Here is a 15,860-nt window from a genome sequence, read left to right on the forward strand (position 1 = left end):
GCTTCGGCGCGGGTTGTCAACGCGGGGTATAACGGTTCGTCATAGGGTCTGCGTCATGAGGTCTGCGTCATCAGGCGTTTCTCTCGTACTGCCCGCCAGCGCGCGACGAGATTCGGTATCAGCACCGACGAAAGCAGCAACGCGCCGGTCACGATGGTGAGCGTTTCGCTCGATACGTCCGCGAGCGTCAACGCATTGCGCAGCACGCCGATGATGACGAGCGACAGCAGCACGCCGATCATCGAGCCGCGTCCGCCGAAGATGCTCACGCCGCCGAACAGCACCGCCGCGATGACGGACAACTCGAAGCCTTCGCCATTGTCGCCGCGCGCGCTCGTGAAGCGCAGCGTATAAACAATGCCCGCGAGCGCCGACATCCCGCCCGACATCATGAAGAGCTTGAGCTTCGTCTTGCCGACGTCGATGCCGGAAAACTGCGCGGCTGTCGGGTTCGCGCCGATGGCATAGAGGCTGCGTCCGAAGGGCGTCGCCTGCAATAGAACCGTGAAGACGATGGCGCCCGCGATCACGAGCAGGAACGGCATCGGCAGGAACGTATCGCCGACCGTATTGATGCCGAACGCCGTGTACGACGCAGGAAAATCCGCGATGGCCTGATCGCCGAGCAACACGTACGCGAGGCCGCGAAAGAGCGCGAGCGTGCCGATGGTCACGGCAAGCGAAGGCAAGCCGAAGCGCACGATGACGAGCCCGTTCAAGAGCCCCGCGAGCGTGCCCGCGACGAGTACGATGGCGATGACGAGCGGCATCGGCAATCCCATATGCCAGAGCACGCCCATCAGCGCGCTCGATGCGCCGAGCACCGACGCCACCGACAAGTCGATCTCGGCCGCCACGATGACGAGCGTCATCGGCAGCGCGATCAACGCGATCTCGGTGAAATCGGCCAGCATGTTCGAGAGATTGGCCGACGACAGAAACATCGGCGCGAGCACGCGCCCCGCCACGAGCGAGACGACGAGCACGATGACGAGCATCGCTTCCCACTGCAAATGACGGCGTTTGGCGATGGACAAAGCGGAATCCGGTTTAGCCATGATCGCGTTTCCTCATCATGCGGCGCGCGACGGAACGCGCGAGCAAGGTGTCCAGCGTGATCGCCGCGACGATCAGCGCGCCTTGTATCGCCTGCTGCCAGAAGGGCGACACGCGCAGCACCACCAGCGCGATGTTGATGACGCCGAGCACCAGCGCGCCAAGCGTCGCGCCCGCCACCGTGCCCACGCCGCCCGTGATCGCTACGCTGCCGACAACCGCCGCCGCGACCACTTGCAGTTCGATGCCTTTCGCCGTGCTGGCATCCACCGTGCCGAAGCGCGCGAGCCACAGCACGCCCGCAAGCCCCGCAATCGCGCCCGACAGCAAGAAGCCGATCATCACGCGACGGTCCACGCGAATGCCTGCAAGCCTTGCCGCTTCGGGATTCGAGCCGATCGCGTAATGCTCGCGTCCGCCGCGGTACTGCTTCAGATACACGGACAGCGCGATGAGCACGACGAGCGCGATCAACACGAGATTCGGCACGCCGAGCAACGAGCCGGTCGCGATTCTCGCGAACGCATCGGGCAGGCTCGTCGCGTTGATCTGTCCGCCGTGGACCCATGCGTAATCCGCGCCGCGCACGATGTATAGCGTCGAAAGCGTGGCAACGAGCGACGGCACGCGGCCGAACGTGACGAGCGCGCCGTTCAATGCACCGATCAGGAGTCCGATGCATATTCCGGCGAGCATCGCGACGGCCACGGACATATGCGGAAACATGACGAACAGGCTGCCGACCGCATACGCGCTCACGCCGACGATCGACGCCACCGACAGGTCGATGTGCCGCATCAACATCACGATGGTCATGCCCGCCGTCAGCAAGCCGATGATCGACACGTTGAGCAATACGTCGCGCAGGTTCTGCAAGTTGAGGAAGTCGGGCTTCACGGCCGCCGTCGCGCCGACGAGCGCGAGCAGCACGACGAAGAGCGTCAACTCGCGGCTCTTCGCGATGGATGCCGCGAAGCCGTCGCGCTTGTCCTGCGCGGCGGGCATGGCGGGCAAGCTGGGAGAGTGTCGTGTCATCATGCCGCGTGACCCAATGTATGCGCAGGCGCGCCCAATGCCGCACCCAACGCCGCGCTCATCACGCGCTCCTCGTTCGCATCGGCGCGGGCGATGTCCGCGCTGATACGGCCTTCGTGCATCACGAGCACGCGGTCCGCCATGCCCAGCACTTCGGGCAGTTCGCTCGATATCATCAACACAGCCATGCCCTCCTTCACGAGTTCCGCGAGCGTGCGATACACCTCGGCCTTCGCGCCCACGTCGATGCCGCGCGTCGGCTCGTCGATGATGAGCACCTTCGGGTTCGTCGCGAGCCACTTGCCGAGCACGACCTTCTGCTGATTGCCACCCGATAGCGTGCCGACGGGCGCATCCAGATCGCTGGCTTTCAGGCGAAGGCGCTTGCCCCAGTCAGCGGCGAGCGAGGCTTCGCTACGCGACGAGATCAGACCGTGCCGCATCAATCGCCCGAGCACGGTCAATGACGCATTGCGCGCGATGGACAACTCCATCGCGAGTCCTTGCGCGCGCCGGTCCTCGGGCACGAGCGCGAGCCCGGCGCGCACGGCAGCAGCCGGTCTGCCGAGTTCGATCTTGTCGCCGCCGACCCTGACTTCGCCGCCGTCGACCGGATCGATGCCGAAGATCGCCCGCGCGACCTCGCTTCTTCCCGCGCCGACGAGACCTGCGAGCGCGACGATCTCGCCCGCGCGCACATCGAACGACACGTTCTTGAAGATGCCTTCTCGCGTCAGATTGCGCACCGAAAGACGCACATCCCCCGGCCAAACATCGGCCTTCGGGTAGAACGTGTCGAGATCGCGGCCCACCATCTTGCTCACGATCGAATCGATGGTCATGTCCGCGGTCAGCGCATCGTGAACCTTCATGCCGTCGCGCATGATCGTCATGCGTTGCGTCAGCGCGAAGACTTCATCGAGCCGATGCGTGATGAACAGCACCGCCGCGTTGCGCTCGCGCAGCCCGCGCACGATCGCGAAGAGCCGCTCCACTTCGGGCAGCGACAGCGCGGCGGTCGGCTCGTCCATGATGAGCACGTTCGCATCGAGCGACAGCGCCTTGGCGATTTCGACGACCTGCTGATCCGCAATGGACAACCCCCGCACCAGCCGTTGCGCGCGCATGTTGACGCCGAGCGAGGCAAGCAACGCATCCACTTCGCGATGCATTTCGTCGTAGCGGATACGCCCCAGCCGGTCGCGCGGCTGGCGTCCCATATAGATGTTCTCCGCGATGGAGAGATCCGCGAAGAGCGTCGGCTCTTGATAGATGACCGCGATGCCGGCATTGCGTGCTTCGGCGGGATTCGCGAAACGCCGCGCCACGCCGTCGACCAGCAGCTCGCCCGAATCCGGCTGATAAACGCCCGCGAGCAGCTTGACGAGCGTGGACTTTCCCGCGCCGTTTTCGCCGAGCAGCGCGTGCACCTCGCCGGGGAAGAGCTGCAAGCTCGCATCGCTGAGCGCGCGCACGCGACCGAATGACCTGCTCGCATGCCGCATTTCAAGCCTTGGTGTCATCGAAACTCCTGCCTAGATGCGGTAAATACGTTCTGCATTCCGAACGAATAATGCTTCCTTCTCGCTCGCGCTGGCGTCCTCGACGATGCGCGCATACGCGTTCCATATCGCCGTGTAAGAGCCGAACAAGCGGTCTACCGGAAAGTTCGACGCGAACATGGCGCGCTCGCTGCCGAAGGTGTCGATGGTTTCGAGCACATAAGGACGGAAGCTCTCGACGGTCCATCGATGGTCGAACATCGCGAGACCGCTGATTTTCACCGCGACGTTCGGGCATGCCGCGAGCGCGCGCATCCCTTCACGCCACGCGCGGTAACCCGCCGGTGACGCCCGATCCACGAACATGCCCGCGTGATTGACGATGAACTGCGTGTCGACATGTTCCCGCGCAAGCTGCGCGGCATCGAGCATCTGCGATGGATAAAGCTGCAAGTCGAACGACAAACCGAAGCGCCTCAGCAACGCGAAATGCTTGCGCCATTGCGGCTCGTGCATGTAGTGGCGGCCTACGTAGTCGTAGAGCGGGTTGTCATGCACGTTCAGTATCTGGCGAATGCCACGCGTATTCGCGAACGCCGCGTGCGCTTCGAGCACGCGAGGCGCGTCGTCGCGCGACAGATCCGCGCCCGCGACGATGCCGTTCGGCATGCCGCGCCCTTCGCCGTCCGCGATGCCTTGCAACCAGCGCGTTTCTTCCACCGGATCGGCGGGATCGTGATTCGCATCGACATGCACGAGCTTGAGCACGTCGATGCCTTCTGCATCACGCAGCAAGTCGGCGAGCAGATAGTCGTGCTGCAACTCGCGCACATCGCCGACGAATGACGTCTGCGGATTGGCGAGCCACGGGTAATGATGCGTGGATAGGTCCCACAGATGAATATGCGGATCGACAACCTGCATGATGGTGTCCTCGCGGCTCGGGCTGATTCACGCAAGATGAAACACGGGCGCAAGCGCAACAGCGACGGGCGCGTTGTCCGCATGCGTCTCCATCAGTTCCGCCATGAAGTCCCACCATTTACGCATGATGGGCAAGTTCGGCAGCGCGTCGGTCGTATGTGTCTCCGCGCGCTTGTATGTCGCGAAGAGATGACCGGTCGCTTCATCCAGAAAGATCCGGTAATCGCGGATGCCGGCCGCATGCAACGCATCGGCCAGTTCGGGCCATAGCTCGCGATGGCGCCGTTCGTACTCCTCGCGCATGCCCGGCTTCAGGGTCATGCGAAAAGCCACTGTCTCCATGGCGGCCGCCTTCTTATGTTCGATGCGCCCTGTCTTTGCGTAGAGGCGCGTTATGGCTGCGACTATAATGCGCCGACCGATAGCACGACAATCCGAAAGCAGGATTGGCCGATCGCAAAACCGTATCAGCGAACATCGTTGCGTTGCATCATGCGGGGCTCTTCAATGAACCAGAACGTCTCACAGCTCGCGCTCGTCAATCGCCTCAAATTCAAGCATCTCGCGCTGCTCGTCGCGCTCGACGACACGCGCAATCTTCATCAGGCCGCGGACAACATCAACGTCGCGCAGCCGAGCGCGAGCCGCATGCTCGCGGATATCGAAGAAGCATTCGGCTTCCAGCTCTTCGATCGCAATGCGCGCGGCATGCATCCGACGCCGCTCGGCACCGCCGCGCTCGCCTACGCGCGCCGCTCGCTTGCGGACCTCACGCGCTTCGCCGACGATCTCGACAACAAGCGGCGCGGCGGTCACGGACAACTGACAGTCGGCGCGATCATGGGCGCGGCGCCCGACGTCCTCGCGATGGCCGTCACCGAACTGAAGTCCGAACGCCCGCTGCTGAACGTGCGCATACTCGGCGAAACGAGCGATCAGGTCGTGCAACTGCTGCATCGCCGCGAAGTGGATCTCGCGCTCGGCCGCCTGACCACGCCGCTACAGCACAACGATTTCGACTTCGAACCGCTTGCTCGCGAAGCGATGCGCCTCGTCGTGCGCGCGAAGCATCCGCTTGCAAGCAAGGCTTCGCTCGCACTGGACACGCTCGTCGGATGGCCCTGGATTCTTCAGCCGATCACGAGTCCCGCGCGCGGTCTCTTCGAAGAAGAACTCGCGCGCGCCGGATTGACTACGCCTGCCGATATTGTCGAATGCGCGTCCATCTTCGCGACGCTGCAACTGCTGCAAAACAGCGACGCCGTCGCGATGCTGCCCGAGTCCGTCGTGCGCGACTATCTGCGCGCGCAATTGCTCGTGGAATTGCCCGTCGAGATCGGCAAAAGCCTGTCTGGCTTCGGCCTTCTGCGCCGCAAGTTCGAAACGCTGAGCGAGCCGGCCGAGTACTTCATCGCGTTACTGCGCAAATACTCGGCCGTCTCGCTCGCCGTCACTGCAAGTTGACGAAGAGCCCGCCATCGACCAAGAGCGACGCGCCCGTTACATAGCGCGCGCGGTCCGACGCGAGAAACACCACGCATTGCGCGACATCGTCCGGCGCGCCGAGACGGCCGAGCGGAATGCGCTTTTCCATGTACGCGCGCTTGTCGGCATCCGACAAGTCTTCGGCGTTCAGGTCCGTCGCGATGGTGCCGGGCATCACTGAATTACACCGGATGCCGTACGGTCCCAGCGCGATGGCGCACGACTGCATGAGCGAATGCACGCCCGCTTTCGTCGGCGTGTAATGCGTCTGCATGCCGCCGCCGACGAGCGCGCTGATCGAACTCGTCGCGACGATCGCGCCGCCCGTGCCTTGCGTCTTCATCTGATTCGCGGCGGCCTGCGTCACATAGAACGCGCCGTTCAGATTCACGGCGACCGTCGTTTCGTACACCGATGACGGCATGTCGAGGAAGGCATGAAACGGACAGATGCCCGCATTGCTCGACAGCACGTCCACGCGTCCGAACGCTTCCACGGTGCGCCGCACCAGTTCGATGCCCGTCTCGCGTTCCGCGACGTTGCCTTCGACGGCAATCGCGCGGCGGCCGAGCGCCTCGATCTCGCCGACGATCGACTCCACCGCCGATGCCTTGCCGTACGACTGATCGTTGTCGCGCCAGTAATTGATCGCGACGTTCGCGCCTTCGCGCGCGCTCGCCAGCGCAATCGCCCGCCCGATGCCGCGCGAGCCGCCCGTCACGATCACGACTTTGTTCTCAAGCAGCATGGGATGCCTCGTCAGTGGGTATAAGGCCGCGCCAGCGCGCATTCGGGATTGAGCCGCACGCCGAAGCCCGGCGTTTCCGGCACCTTCATGCGGCCGTTGACCGGCACGGGCTCGTCGAGCAGCAAGGGCGTGAACATCGGCACGACCTGATCGGCTTGCGGCGCCATCATCAGAAACTCGGCGAACGGCGAGTTGTGCCGCGTCACGACGAAGTGATAGCTGTACACCGACGACCCGTGCGGCACGACGAGCACGTTATGCGCATCCGCCATCGCCGAAATCTTAATCAACTCCGTGATGCCGCCGCACCAGCCCACGTCCGGCTGCACGAGGTCCGCGCAGCCCATCTCGAACAGCATGCGGAAGCCCCAGCGCGTCGCTTCGTGTTCGCCCGTCGTCACCATCATGCCGCGCGGAACGGAGCGGCGCAGTTCGGCGTAGCCCCAATAGTCGTCGGGCGGAAGCGTTTCTTCCAGCCATTTCAGGCCGTATTCGTGCGCGGCCGTGGCGAGCCGCTTCGCGTAGTTGAGATCGAGCGACATCCAGCAGTCGAACATGAGCCAGAAGTCGTCGCCCACTTTCGAGCGCATGTCGGCGAGTTTCGCGATGTTCGCGGCGAGTCCTTCCTCGCCTTCGGCCGGGCCGTGCTGCAACGGCATCTTCCCGCCGATGAAGCCCATCTGCTTCGCGAGGTCCGGCCGCGCGCCCGTCGCGTAGAACTGCAATTCGTCGCGCACCGGGCCGCCGAGCAGCTGAAACACCGGCTCCTTGCGCACCTTCGCGAGCAAATCCCAGAGCGCGAGATCGACGCCCGAAATCGCGTTCAGCACGATGCCCTTGCGCCCGTAGTAGAGCGTCGCGAAGTACATCTGATCCCACATTTTCTCGATGTCCGTCACGCGCTGGCCTTCGATGAAACGCGCGAGATGCTTCTCGACGATGAACGCGCCGATCTCGCCGCCGGTCGTGACCGCGAAGCCGACGGTGCCGTCGCTTGCTTCGATCTCGACGACGAGCGAGCCGAGCACGTTCAGCCCGAACGACTGCCGGCTCTGTCGATACTCGGGGTAGCGCGCCATCGGCGTGGCGATGTGATCGTCGATCCAGTGATCGGCGCCCTGATCGTGATAATCGGCGCCGCCGCCGCGAACCACGAAAGCGCGAACCTGGCGAATAGTGGGCATGGACATGGTTTCGTCTCCGTATGTTGGAATGGTCAGGACGCGTTCGCGGGCTTGGGGCTATCTACGCGAGACTGGGGAGCCGCGCCGCGCGCCGGCACGCGCACGTACATCAAAGAGAAACGGCAGCAGCCGGCGCATCACGCGGGACGTGACAGCGCCTTCCGCCGCGGCGGAATGGTCCATGTCTCTCTCCAGTGAAGCGCGCGGATCAGTAAGTCGCGCGTCCGCCCGACAGGTCGAACACCGCGCCCGTGCTGAATGCGCAGTCCTCGGACGAGAGCCACAGAATGAGCGACGCCGCTTCTTCCGGCATGAGGAAGCGGTTCATCGGGATCTTGGAGAGCATGTAGTCGATGTGCTGCTGCGACATCGAATCGAAGATTTCGGTTTTCGCGGCGGCGGGCGTGACGGCATTCACAAGAATGTTCTTGCCCGCGAGTTCCTTGCCGAGCGATTTCGTCAGCCCGATCAGTCCGGCCTTCGACGCGCTGTAGTGCGAGGCGTTTGGATTGCCTTCCTTGCCCGCGATCGACGCGACATTGACGATGCGGCCGTAGCCGTTCTTCAGCATGTGCGGCACGACGGCGCGGCAGGTCAGATACGGGCCGATCAGATTCACGTCGATCACGCGGCGCCACACGTCGGGCGCCAGTTCCCACGTCGTCCCGTTGCCGCCGGTGATGCCCGCGTTGTTCACGAGCACGTCGATCTTGCCGTGCGCGGCAAGCGTCGATTGCACGGCGGCATCGACGGACGCTTCATCGGTCAGCTCGACGACCGACTCGCTGACGATGCGCTGCTCGTGCTTCGACGCGAGTTCGGCGCGCGTGCGCTGCAGCCGCTCGGCGTCGACATCCCACAGCGCCACGTTCGCGCCCGAAGCCAGCGCCCGCTCGGCGACCGCGAGGCCGATGCCCCGCGCCCCGCCGGTGATGACCACGGTGCGTTCCGCCAGATCGATCTGGTTCATGCGTTGTCTCCTGTTGTGTTGTCGATAGCACTATAGTCGGCCAGCGATAACGGAACAATCCGAATGGGCGATCGTTCGATAACGAAAGCGGATCGGTGGCTTTATGCGTCAGTGGTCGGAGACGGGCCGCTGCGTGGGCTCGAAGCGTATCGGCGCGGGCTTTTGCCGGCTGCCGCGCCGAAACACCTTATCGGCATACAGGGCGAAGGCGAAAAGCGCGGCGACACCGACCGGACAAAGCAACAAGGCAGTAACGAACATGATGAGACTCCTCGAATAAAGTGCGAGGCAGTTTATCCGCGGAACGTCGGCTAACTAACACAAAACTGAAGCATTCGCCGCTTAACATCTCGAAACGCGTTTTCGAAATTCGACGATGGAGCCGGGCATGCACAGATCACGGCGAACAACAGGCACAGACGTTGCTAAATGCTTTGCACCGTCGACCGACCAGGCGCGCGCCGCGCGCACCGACGACCACTTATCCAACAAAAACAGCATGTTCACACCGAAGCCTTGTACCGCTACTTGCGTTCTCGACGGAATGCCCGTCACCCTCACCTACTACCCCGATACCACGCTCTTGCGCATCACCGACGCGACCGGCCGCTGCGTGCGTGAAACGCGCTGGCCCGCGCCGTGGCGCACGCTGCTCGCGACGCTGCGCGAATTCAGCGGCCGCGAGACGGAGAGCCAACTCTCCACGCTGCTCGACGAAATCCCCGCCGAAGCCGCGTTCGCGTGAAGGCGCCTTCAACGATTACTTACCCAAGCGAGATTCGGTCTCGCTCAACGCTGCAGAAGAAGAGGAAATAATGGCAACTGGCACTGTGAAATGGTTCAACGACACGAAGGGCTTCGGGTTCATCAAGCCGGATGACGGCAGCCCTGACGTGTTCGCGCATTTCTCGGAAATCCGGGCGGACGGCTACAAGTCGCTGCAAGAAAATCAGAAGGTGCTGTTCGAAGTGCGCCAGGGTCCCAAGGGCCTGCAAGCCGCGAACATCCAGCCGCAGTAAGCGCGCGTTCCGACGCCAAAGCCGTGAAGCCGTTGCATCGGCTTGGCGGCTTTTTTCTTGGCCCGTCACACGCGTTCCAACAAAGCCGCCGCCGGGCGCATCGCCAGCCAGTAGACCAGGAAGCGCCCCGCGAAGACTCCCGCGACCACGCCCGAAATCAGCGCGCTGAGCACGGCCCACGTTGACTCGATCCCAGCGCCGGTCGCCAGTTCAAAGCCGATGAAGAATTTCGATGCGAACGTCGCGAGGATAAGCAGCATAGGCACGATGGAACCCGGCACGGTGACGGTGCGCCGCACGCGGTCCACGGCGATAGCGCTGTTCTTCGCCAGCATCGCGCCGATGCCGCTGCCTATTGCGCCGCCGATCAGCCACGTCGCTGCCGGTTCCCAGCCGGCGTCCGGCCCCGTGACGACATGCAGCAAGCCCCACGCGGCGAAGATTGCCGGCACGACCGCGAGCTTCGAGAGCGGCGCCGTGCCGCCTTTCATCGCTTTGAGGCCGCGCGAAATGAGCACCGCCAACAACACCCAGACCCATGCCGGCGTGCCGGCCAAGATTGCTTGAAAGGACATGATCGTTCTCCGTTGAACCGTCAGGAAAGTCACAACACGAATCTTTACGATGGAAACATTGTGCTTTCTGAGCATAGTCGCGTCAACAGATTTTTACATTGTAAAGATTGATCAACCGGCCGGTTTTCATTCCTATGCTGAACATTGGCGGCTGTTTCATCGTTTCGGTTTCGAGCACGCCGAGCGCTGCCCTTTACAATGGGCGGTTCGCTGCGCATTCGCAGCTATTTCCGCCCCGCCTGGCAGCATGGTCTCTGAAACCTCTTCACTGGAATCGCTCGCCGTCGCCGAGCGCGTGCGCGAGCTGATGAGCCGTCACGGCATCGGCAAGCGTCAGCAGACGGCCGAACTGTGCCGCATTCTCGATCTGAGCTTTTCGCAAGGGCACCGCAAGCTGCGCGGCAACAGCCCGTGGACGCTCGCGCAGATTCGCCGCGTCGCCGACGCCTTCGACGAGCCCGCGCTCCAGCTCTTCGACAGCATCGATACGCGCCCCGACGAAACCGAAGGCACCGCCCACGACGCCGTGTTGAAGCTCGGCTCGGTCGAGATTCCATGCACCGCGTGGATCGGCGATGCACTGGACGCGGGCAGCCGGCCCGATTTCATTGCGCAGAAAGTGAACGGCCGCTGGATCGTCACGCGCCACGAGGGCGTGCTGTTGCAGCAAGCGAGCGACGTCCACAAGATCGAGATACAGCCGCGCCGCGCGGATACCGAGAAGCCCGTGATCGCGGTCGTCGATGACGATCACGCGTCGGCCGACAATCTGCACGACTATCTGGAAATGACCGGCTTCACCGCGATGGCCTTTTATGGCCTCGACGCGTTTCTGGAGGCGCTGCAGTCGCAAGTCTTCGACGCCGTGGTGATCGACTGGCTGTTCGGCGCGCACACGTCGGCCGGCGCGATACAGGCGGTGCGCGAGTCCGACAACCCGGATGCGCCGATCTTCGTGCTCACCGGCGAGCTCACGACCGGCAAGGCGAGCGAATCGGAAATCAGCCAGATCATTCGCGATTACAACGTCGCGTGCTTCGAGAAGCCGGCGCGGCTCGGCATTCTGGTGGCCGACTTGTCGAAGCGGCTGTTGCGGAACTAAGCCTCAGGCAGCGCGCCGCCGCGCCGTGGCCGCGCGATGCACGGCCGCCTTCAGCACCTCGAAGCGCACCGGCTTCAGCAGATAGTCGAAGAAGAGCACCGTCGCGGTCGGATCGACGAGTTCGGGCACATACGCGCTCACCGCGATGATCGGCACGCTCGCGCCCGGCGCGATCCGCGAGCGGTATTCATTGGCGAACGAGTAGCCGTCCTTGCCCGGCATGTGCAGGTCGAGCAGGATCACGTCGGCGTCGTTGGCGCGCAGCCACGCGAGCGCGCTGTCGACGTCCGGCATGCCCACGGCCCAGTAACCCAGAAGCGTCAGCATCTCGATCAGCGAGTCGCGGATCGACTCGTGATCGTCTATCACCAGCACGCGCGACTTGCGCAAGCCGGAGGCTTCGGCGTCGTCGTCGCGGCGCTCGGGCATCTCGTCGACGGACACCGCGGGCAGGCTCACGCGAAACGCCGCGCCCTGCCCGACCTCGCTCGACACGTCGATGCTGCCGCCGAGCAGATCGACCAAGCCTCGCACGACTGCGAGACCCATCCCCGCGCCGTCGAAACGCCGCGTGCTCGACGAATCGAGCTGCGTGAACTCCTGGAAGATGAGCGGCAGTTGTTCCCGCGCGATGCCGGGCCCCGTGTCGGTCACCGAGATATCGAGACGCGCCTGGTCGCGCACGAAGCGTACGTCGATGGACCCGGCGTCCGTGTACTTGATCGCGTTGGTGACGAGATTCGTGACGATCTGGCGCACACGATGCGGGTCCGATTGGAGCATCCCACGCTCGCCGCTGTATTCGCCGCGCAACTCCAGGCCCTTCGCGGAAGCGGCGGGCAGGTTCGCATCGACGATGGAATCGAGCAGGTCGGCGGGATCGAACGCGGCGAGGCGCAGTTCGAGCTTGCCGGCGCCGAGGCGCGCGTAATCGGTCAGGTCACGCATTTGCGCTTCCAGATGACGCGCGCCGGTTTCCAGCCGCTGAATGATCTTGCGATCCGCCTCGCCGCGCAGATTCAGCCCGAGCAGTTCGATGGAGGAGACGATTGCGTGCAGCGGCGTGCGCAGTTCGTGGCTGATCATGCCGAGGAACGTGTCTTTCGCGACAGCGGTTTCGCGCGCCGCCCGCGTCGCCTGATGCTCGGCTGAGAGCGCGGCGCGTTGCTGCTCGATCAGGCGCGCGCGCCGATACCCGTTGAGCAGAAGCAGCGATGTCGCCGCCGCCGATAGCAAGCCGAGCAAAATGCCGCCATAAAGCAGATAGCGGCGCTTGGCCTCGAAGTCGCGCACGATGTTCTCGCGCTCGGCGGCGTCCATCAGCCGCCTGCCGGTCGCCAGTTCTGCGACGGCGGGCGCGTTTTGCCGCAGCACGCCGATCACCCGCAGCGCGCGGCTTTGCCTGACCGTCAGCCGGTTCACGTCGCCTTCGATGGAATCGAGCGCCGTATGCAACTGGCGCAAGATTTCCTGCTGACGGTTGTGCATAGCGTCGTGGCCTTCGGGCGTGCGCGTGGCGTCTGACACGATGTCGAGCCGCGCCCGCAGCCGGGCATAGGAATCGCGGACCGCGCCGGCATCCTCGTCGATGCCGCTGCGAAACAGCAGCACCTGGCTTTCGAATCGCTCGTAGGCAATCTGGAACTGCGCGGCGTCCCAGTACAAGCCCTCGTACGGCACGACCATGCCGTGCGGCTGCCGGGCCAGCAGGCCGGAATACAGCATGTAGCCGACCGCGCCGAGCGGCGGCGCGACCGCCAGCGTGATCAGCGCCGCATACCAGAGGCGGCGCAGCCACGGACGCCGGTTCTGCATGAATGGCATGAGACGACTGCGGCGCGGCCTAGCGCAACGCTTCCATCGCGTGCGTCGCGCGTTCGGAGGCGACCACGATGAGCTTCATCGTCGCCCGGGTCGCGCCGACGAACACTTTGCGCGCGGCCTGATCGTCGAGCGTGTCGAAGTCGACTTCGGTGAGGATCACGCACGGCGCGGATTGCCCCTTGAAGCGATAGATCGACTCCAGCAGCACGTCGCCCTCGCGATACTCAGGATTGCCGAAGAGATCGTACGTTCCGGTGAACGCGCGCAGCCGGTGCGGCCCAAGATGATCTACGGCCGTGAGCGCCGAACCCTCGCGCCCGCGAAACGACAGCACCGCGATGTCCTGCTTGCGGAAGCCGAGCGACAGCGCATGCGTGATGGCGCGCTTCGTAGCTTCGATGACTTCGTCCGGATGGCCGTCCTCGTAGGTCGAGACGGTGACGTCCGAGCCGTCGAACGGACTGCCCGCATCGAGCCGCACATCCGGCCCGACGATCTTGCGGATAAAGCCGAGCAAGTCGCGCGGACTGCGGTAATTCGTGGTTTCGCGCAGAATCGTCCAGCCAGGCAGAGGCACCGGCTCGCGCAGATAGAGGTTCTGCATCGGATCTTCGAGCCACCACCACGCCGCATCGGGCTTGAGCAGCCGTTCGAGCGCCTCGACCCACGCGGCCTGAAAATCCTGGCCCTCGTCGACGATCAGCACGTCCGTCTTCCAGTGCTCCGGCACGGGCACGGCCGCGAAGCGCTCTTCGAGCGTCGCGAAGACGTTGGGCTGGCTGAAATCCGGCGGGCTGCCGGCATCGCGCGCAACCGCTGCGCTCAGTTGATGATAGTTCGCGATCTTCGCGTCTTTCGGCGCGATGGCGCGAATATGGTCCGCGAGCGGCCGGTTGAAGCAGACGTAGAGCACGCTCTTGCCGGCGGCCAGCGCGTCGCGCATCACGCGCACGGCGAGCTGCGTCTTGCCCGCGCCCGCCGTCGCGATCACGCGCAGACGGAACGGCTCGAATTCGAGGCGCCTCGCCCACGTCGCGAGTCCGCCCGACAGCCGCGTGACGAGCGTGTTCGCCGCGCCGACGAGCGCGTTCGTGTCCGGCGTGAGCGAGAGTTCATCGGCGAGAAAATGGTGGATGCGCGCGGCCGCTTCAAAGCGCGGCTCGTCGGGCGGCAGGATCTCCAGCACGACGCGCGCAAGCTGCGCCTTACGGCTTGCATCGACGATACGGCCCGGCGGCACGCCCGCGATCGCCGCGTCTTTCACCGTGTAGTCGGGGCAATACAGCAGTTCCTCGATGCGATACGTCCCCGCGCCGAACGCCGCCGTGAAGCGCCGGTGCAGGTTTTCCAGCGTGCGCGCAAGCTGGATGGCGACATTGCGCTCCTTCTGCAGATAGACCTTGACGAGCCCTGCGCCTGTTTCGCGCAGGAAGCCGGCCTTCATCTCGATCATCAGTACGCGGCCCGACGGCGCAACCACGACGAAATCCGCCTCGCCGAAAACCGAGAAGCCTTCGTTGATGCGCGTCCAGTGGACGCCGTGATAGACCGTATAGTCGTCGGGCAGCTTTTCGAGTAGCGCGAGCGTCTCCAGTTCGCGCGCCGCGGCGCCGGTCGCTTCGAGGTTCTTCCAGTCGTCGGGAACGATTCGGGCCATGCGTTGCCTTTGAGCGTGAGGGACTTGCGACGAAACGCGCGGCTAGGGAAGCGGCGCTTGGTGCGCCTCATTGTACGCAACGCGCGGCGCTTTCCTGCGCGGGCGCCTAGCCTGCGTAGTCGTAGCGGCCGCCGCGCTCCAGGGCGCGCCGATAAGCCGGCCGCGCGTGAATGCGTTCGAGAAACGCGCGAATATGCGGCCAATCCTTCGCGCCCGCGCGCTGGCTGCCGGCTTCGAGCGGGAAGCTCATTTGAACGTCGGCGGCGCTGAAGGTATCGCCCGCGAACCACGGCGACTTCGCGAGTTCGCTTTCGATATAGCCGAAATGCAGCTTCAGTTGCGGATCGATAAAACCGCGCTGCAACGTCTCGCCGATGCGCCGGGCAATCGGCCTCGCGAAGAACGGCATCTTCGCCTTTCCGATTCGCGACGCCACAAGCTTGAGCAGGAGCGGCGGCATGGCCGAGCCTTCCGCGTAATGCATCCAGTAGTTGTAGCGCACGCGCTCAGGCGACGCCCCGTGCGGCGGCGCAAAGCGCTCTCCGCCGTAGCGGTCCAGCAGATATTCGATGATCGCGCCCGACTCCGCGATGACGAGCGCGCCATCCGTGACGACCGGCGACTTGCCGAGCGGATGCACGGCGCGCAGTTCGGGCGGCGCGAGCATCGTCTGCGGATCGCGCTCGTAGCGCCTGATTTCGTAGGGGACGCCGAGTTCTTCGAGCATCCATAGCACGCGTTGCGAGCGGGAGTTGTTCAGGTGATGGACGGTGAGCATA

17 protein-coding genes are annotated in these 15,860 nt (G+C 64.3%); 4 read left to right on the forward strand and 13 right to left on the reverse strand.

Annotation, left to right across the window (positions count from 1 at the left end):
• Nucleotides 1–53 precede the first annotated feature (53 nt).
• From HWX53_RS14505 to rhaM, 5 genes are read right to left on the reverse strand one after another with little or no spacing between them, the layout of a single operon-like run.
• Entirely contained in the window at nt 54–1,058 is a 1,005-nt protein-coding gene (locus tag HWX53_RS14505; RefSeq protein ID WP_175941925.1) for an ABC transporter permease, read from the reverse strand.
• Nucleotides 1,051–2,061, reverse strand: coding sequence for an ABC transporter permease (locus HWX53_RS14510; RefSeq protein ID WP_241270009.1), 1,011 nt, complete (start codon nt 2,059–2,061; stop codon nt 1,051–1,053). Before HWX53_RS14510 ends, HWX53_RS14505 begins: the two co-directional genes overlap by 8 nt.
• 29 nt (nt 2,062–2,090) lie before the next feature.
• Nucleotides 2,091–3,614 carry a sugar ABC transporter ATP-binding protein gene (locus tag HWX53_RS14515; protein ID WP_175941928.1) on the reverse strand — a complete coding sequence of 508 codons (1,524 nt, stop codon included), beginning with the start codon at nt 3,612–3,614 and terminating at the stop codon, nt 2,091–2,093.
• A gap of 12 nt (nt 3,615–3,626) precedes the next feature.
• Complete coding sequence (locus HWX53_RS14520; RefSeq protein WP_175941930.1) at nt 3,627–4,517, reverse strand: amidohydrolase family protein; 891 nt, start codon at nt 4,515–4,517, stop codon at nt 3,627–3,629.
• A gap of 27 nt (nt 4,518–4,544) precedes the next feature.
• Nucleotides 4,545–4,859 carry an L-rhamnose mutarotase gene (rhaM, locus tag HWX53_RS14525; RefSeq protein ID WP_175941932.1) on the reverse strand — a complete coding sequence of 105 codons (315 nt, stop codon included), beginning with the start codon at nt 4,857–4,859 and terminating at the stop codon, nt 4,545–4,547.
• Nucleotides 4,860–5,024: 165 nt separating this feature from the next.
• Between rhaM and HWX53_RS14530 the strand changes: the two genes are divergently transcribed.
• A complete protein-coding gene (locus HWX53_RS14530) occupies nt 5,025–5,981 on the forward strand; it encodes a LysR family transcriptional regulator (RefSeq protein WP_175941934.1) in 957 nt (318 codons plus the stop codon).
• On the opposite strand, the gene HWX53_RS14535 is transcribed toward HWX53_RS14530, so the two are convergent.
• The 4 genes from HWX53_RS14535 to HWX53_RS14550 all read right to left on the reverse strand — a co-directional run bounded on the left by HWX53_RS14535 (nt 5,968) and on the right by HWX53_RS14550 (nt 9,165).
• Nucleotides 5,968–6,750, reverse strand: a complete 783-nt coding sequence (locus HWX53_RS14535) for an SDR family NAD(P)-dependent oxidoreductase (protein WP_175941936.1) — start codon at nt 6,748–6,750, stop codon at nt 5,968–5,970. The genes HWX53_RS14530 and HWX53_RS14535 overlap by 14 nt on opposite strands.
• A gap of 11 nt (nt 6,751–6,761) precedes the next feature.
• On the reverse strand, nt 6,762–7,940 hold the full coding sequence (rhmD, locus tag HWX53_RS14540; RefSeq protein WP_175941938.1) for an L-rhamnonate dehydratase: 1,179 nt from the start codon (nt 7,938–7,940) through the stop codon (nt 6,762–6,764).
• 202 nt (nt 7,941–8,142) lie between these two features.
• The gene (locus HWX53_RS14545) at nt 8,143–8,904 is read right to left on the reverse strand and encodes an SDR family NAD(P)-dependent oxidoreductase (RefSeq protein WP_175941940.1); all 762 of its coding nucleotides are present in this window, start codon (nt 8,902–8,904) and stop codon (nt 8,143–8,145) included.
• Nucleotides 8,905–9,012: 108 nt separating this feature from the next.
• A complete protein-coding gene (locus HWX53_RS14550; protein ID WP_175941942.1) occupies nt 9,013–9,165 on the reverse strand; it encodes a hypothetical protein in 153 nt (50 codons plus the stop codon).
• 238 nt (nt 9,166–9,403) lie between these two features.
• Here HWX53_RS14550 and HWX53_RS14555 point away from each other — a divergent pair, with 238 nt between their 5' ends.
• The gene (locus HWX53_RS14555) at nt 9,404–9,649 is read left to right on the forward strand and encodes a hypothetical protein (protein ID WP_241269933.1); all 246 of its coding nucleotides are present in this window, start codon (nt 9,404–9,406) and stop codon (nt 9,647–9,649) included.
• A gap of 70 nt (nt 9,650–9,719) precedes the next feature.
• Nucleotides 9,720–9,923, forward strand: coding sequence for a cold-shock protein (locus tag HWX53_RS14560; RefSeq protein ID WP_175941946.1), 204 nt, complete (start codon nt 9,720–9,722; stop codon nt 9,921–9,923).
• A gap of 65 nt (nt 9,924–9,988) precedes the next feature.
• Here HWX53_RS14560 and HWX53_RS14565 read toward each other — a convergent pair whose 3' ends face one another.
• Entirely contained in the window at nt 9,989–10,573 is a 585-nt protein-coding gene (locus HWX53_RS14565; RefSeq protein WP_347879159.1) for a DUF6622 family protein, read from the reverse strand.
• A gap of 172 nt (nt 10,574–10,745) precedes the next feature.
• On the opposite strand from HWX53_RS14565, the gene HWX53_RS14570 reads away from it, so the two are divergent.
• Nucleotides 10,746–11,600 carry a helix-turn-helix domain-containing protein gene (locus HWX53_RS14570; protein WP_175941949.1) on the forward strand — a complete coding sequence of 285 codons (855 nt, stop codon included), beginning with the start codon at nt 10,746–10,748 and terminating at the stop codon, nt 11,598–11,600.
• Between the two features lie 3 nt (nt 11,601–11,603).
• On the opposite strand, the gene HWX53_RS14575 is transcribed toward HWX53_RS14570, so the two are convergent.
• The 3 genes from HWX53_RS14575 to HWX53_RS14585 all read right to left on the reverse strand — a co-directional run bounded on the left by HWX53_RS14575 (nt 11,604) and on the right by HWX53_RS14585 (nt 15,859).
• Entirely contained in the window at nt 11,604–13,424 is a 1,821-nt protein-coding gene (locus HWX53_RS14575; protein ID WP_244140115.1) for an ATP-binding protein, read from the reverse strand.
• Between the two features lie 19 nt (nt 13,425–13,443).
• A complete protein-coding gene (locus tag HWX53_RS14580) occupies nt 13,444–15,081 on the reverse strand; it encodes an ATP-binding domain-containing protein (RefSeq protein ID WP_175941951.1) in 1,638 nt (545 codons plus the stop codon).
• Between the two features lie 106 nt (nt 15,082–15,187).
• Nucleotides 15,188–15,859 carry a glutathione S-transferase gene (locus tag HWX53_RS14585; RefSeq protein WP_175941953.1) on the reverse strand — a complete coding sequence of 224 codons (672 nt, stop codon included), beginning with the start codon at nt 15,857–15,859 and terminating at the stop codon, nt 15,188–15,190.
• Nucleotide 15,860: the final 1 nt, after the last annotated feature.

The sequence above is a fragment of the Caballeronia sp. BCC1704 genome, assembly GCF_902833455.1.
Lineage (GTDB): Bacteria > Pseudomonadota > Gammaproteobacteria > Burkholderiales > Burkholderiaceae > Caballeronia.

Excerpts from the sequence above, each read along its gene's own strand:
- HWX53_RS14515 (WP_175941928.1), bottom strand. The coding sequence starts at position 3,614 with ATGACACCAAGGCTTGAAATGCGGCATGCGAGCAGGTCATTCGGTCGC.
- HWX53_RS14560 (WP_175941946.1), top strand. The coding sequence starts at position 9,720 with ATGGCAACTGGCACTGTGAAATGGTTCAACGACACGAAGGGCTTCGGG.
- HWX53_RS14555 (WP_241269933.1), top strand. The coding sequence starts at position 9,404 with ATGTTCACACCGAAGCCTTGTACCGCTACTTGCGTTCTCGACGGAATG.
- HWX53_RS14550 (WP_175941942.1), bottom strand. The coding sequence starts at position 9,165 with ATGTTCGTTACTGCCTTGTTGCTTTGTCCGGTCGGTGTCGCCGCGCTT.
- HWX53_RS14575 (WP_244140115.1), bottom strand. The coding sequence starts at position 13,424 with ATGCCATTCATGCAGAACCGGCGTCCGTGGCTGCGCCGCCTCTGGTAT.
- HWX53_RS14505 (WP_175941925.1), bottom strand. The coding sequence starts at position 1,058 with ATGGCTAAACCGGATTCCGCTTTGTCCATCGCCAAACGCCGTCATTTG.
- HWX53_RS14545 (WP_175941940.1), bottom strand. The coding sequence starts at position 8,904 with ATGAACCAGATCGATCTGGCGGAACGCACCGTGGTCATCACCGGCGGG.
- rhaM (WP_175941932.1), bottom strand. The coding sequence starts at position 4,859 with ATGGAGACAGTGGCTTTTCGCATGACCCTGAAGCCGGGCATGCGCGAG.
- HWX53_RS14520 (WP_175941930.1), bottom strand. The coding sequence starts at position 4,517 with ATGCAGGTTGTCGATCCGCATATTCATCTGTGGGACCTATCCACGCAT.
- rhmD (WP_175941938.1), bottom strand. The coding sequence starts at position 7,940 with ATGTCCATGCCCACTATTCGCCAGGTTCGCGCTTTCGTGGTTCGCGGC.
- HWX53_RS14570 (WP_175941949.1), top strand. The coding sequence starts at position 10,746 with ATGGTCTCTGAAACCTCTTCACTGGAATCGCTCGCCGTCGCCGAGCGC.
- HWX53_RS14510 (WP_241270009.1), bottom strand. The coding sequence starts at position 2,061 with ATGCCCGCCGCGCAGGACAAGCGCGACGGCTTCGCGGCATCCATCGCG.
- HWX53_RS14585 (WP_175941953.1), bottom strand. The coding sequence starts at position 15,859 with ATGCTCACCGTCCATCACCTGAACAACTCCCGCTCGCAACGCGTGCTA.
- HWX53_RS14565 (WP_347879159.1), bottom strand. The coding sequence starts at position 10,573 with ATGCTCAGAAAGCACAATGTTTCCATCGTAAAGATTCGTGTTGTGACT.
- HWX53_RS14535 (WP_175941936.1), bottom strand. The coding sequence starts at position 6,750 with ATGCTGCTTGAGAACAAAGTCGTGATCGTGACGGGCGGCTCGCGCGGC.
- HWX53_RS14580 (WP_175941951.1), bottom strand. The coding sequence starts at position 15,081 with ATGGCCCGAATCGTTCCCGACGACTGGAAGAACCTCGAAGCGACCGGC.
- HWX53_RS14530 (WP_175941934.1), top strand. The coding sequence starts at position 5,025 with ATGAACCAGAACGTCTCACAGCTCGCGCTCGTCAATCGCCTCAAATTC.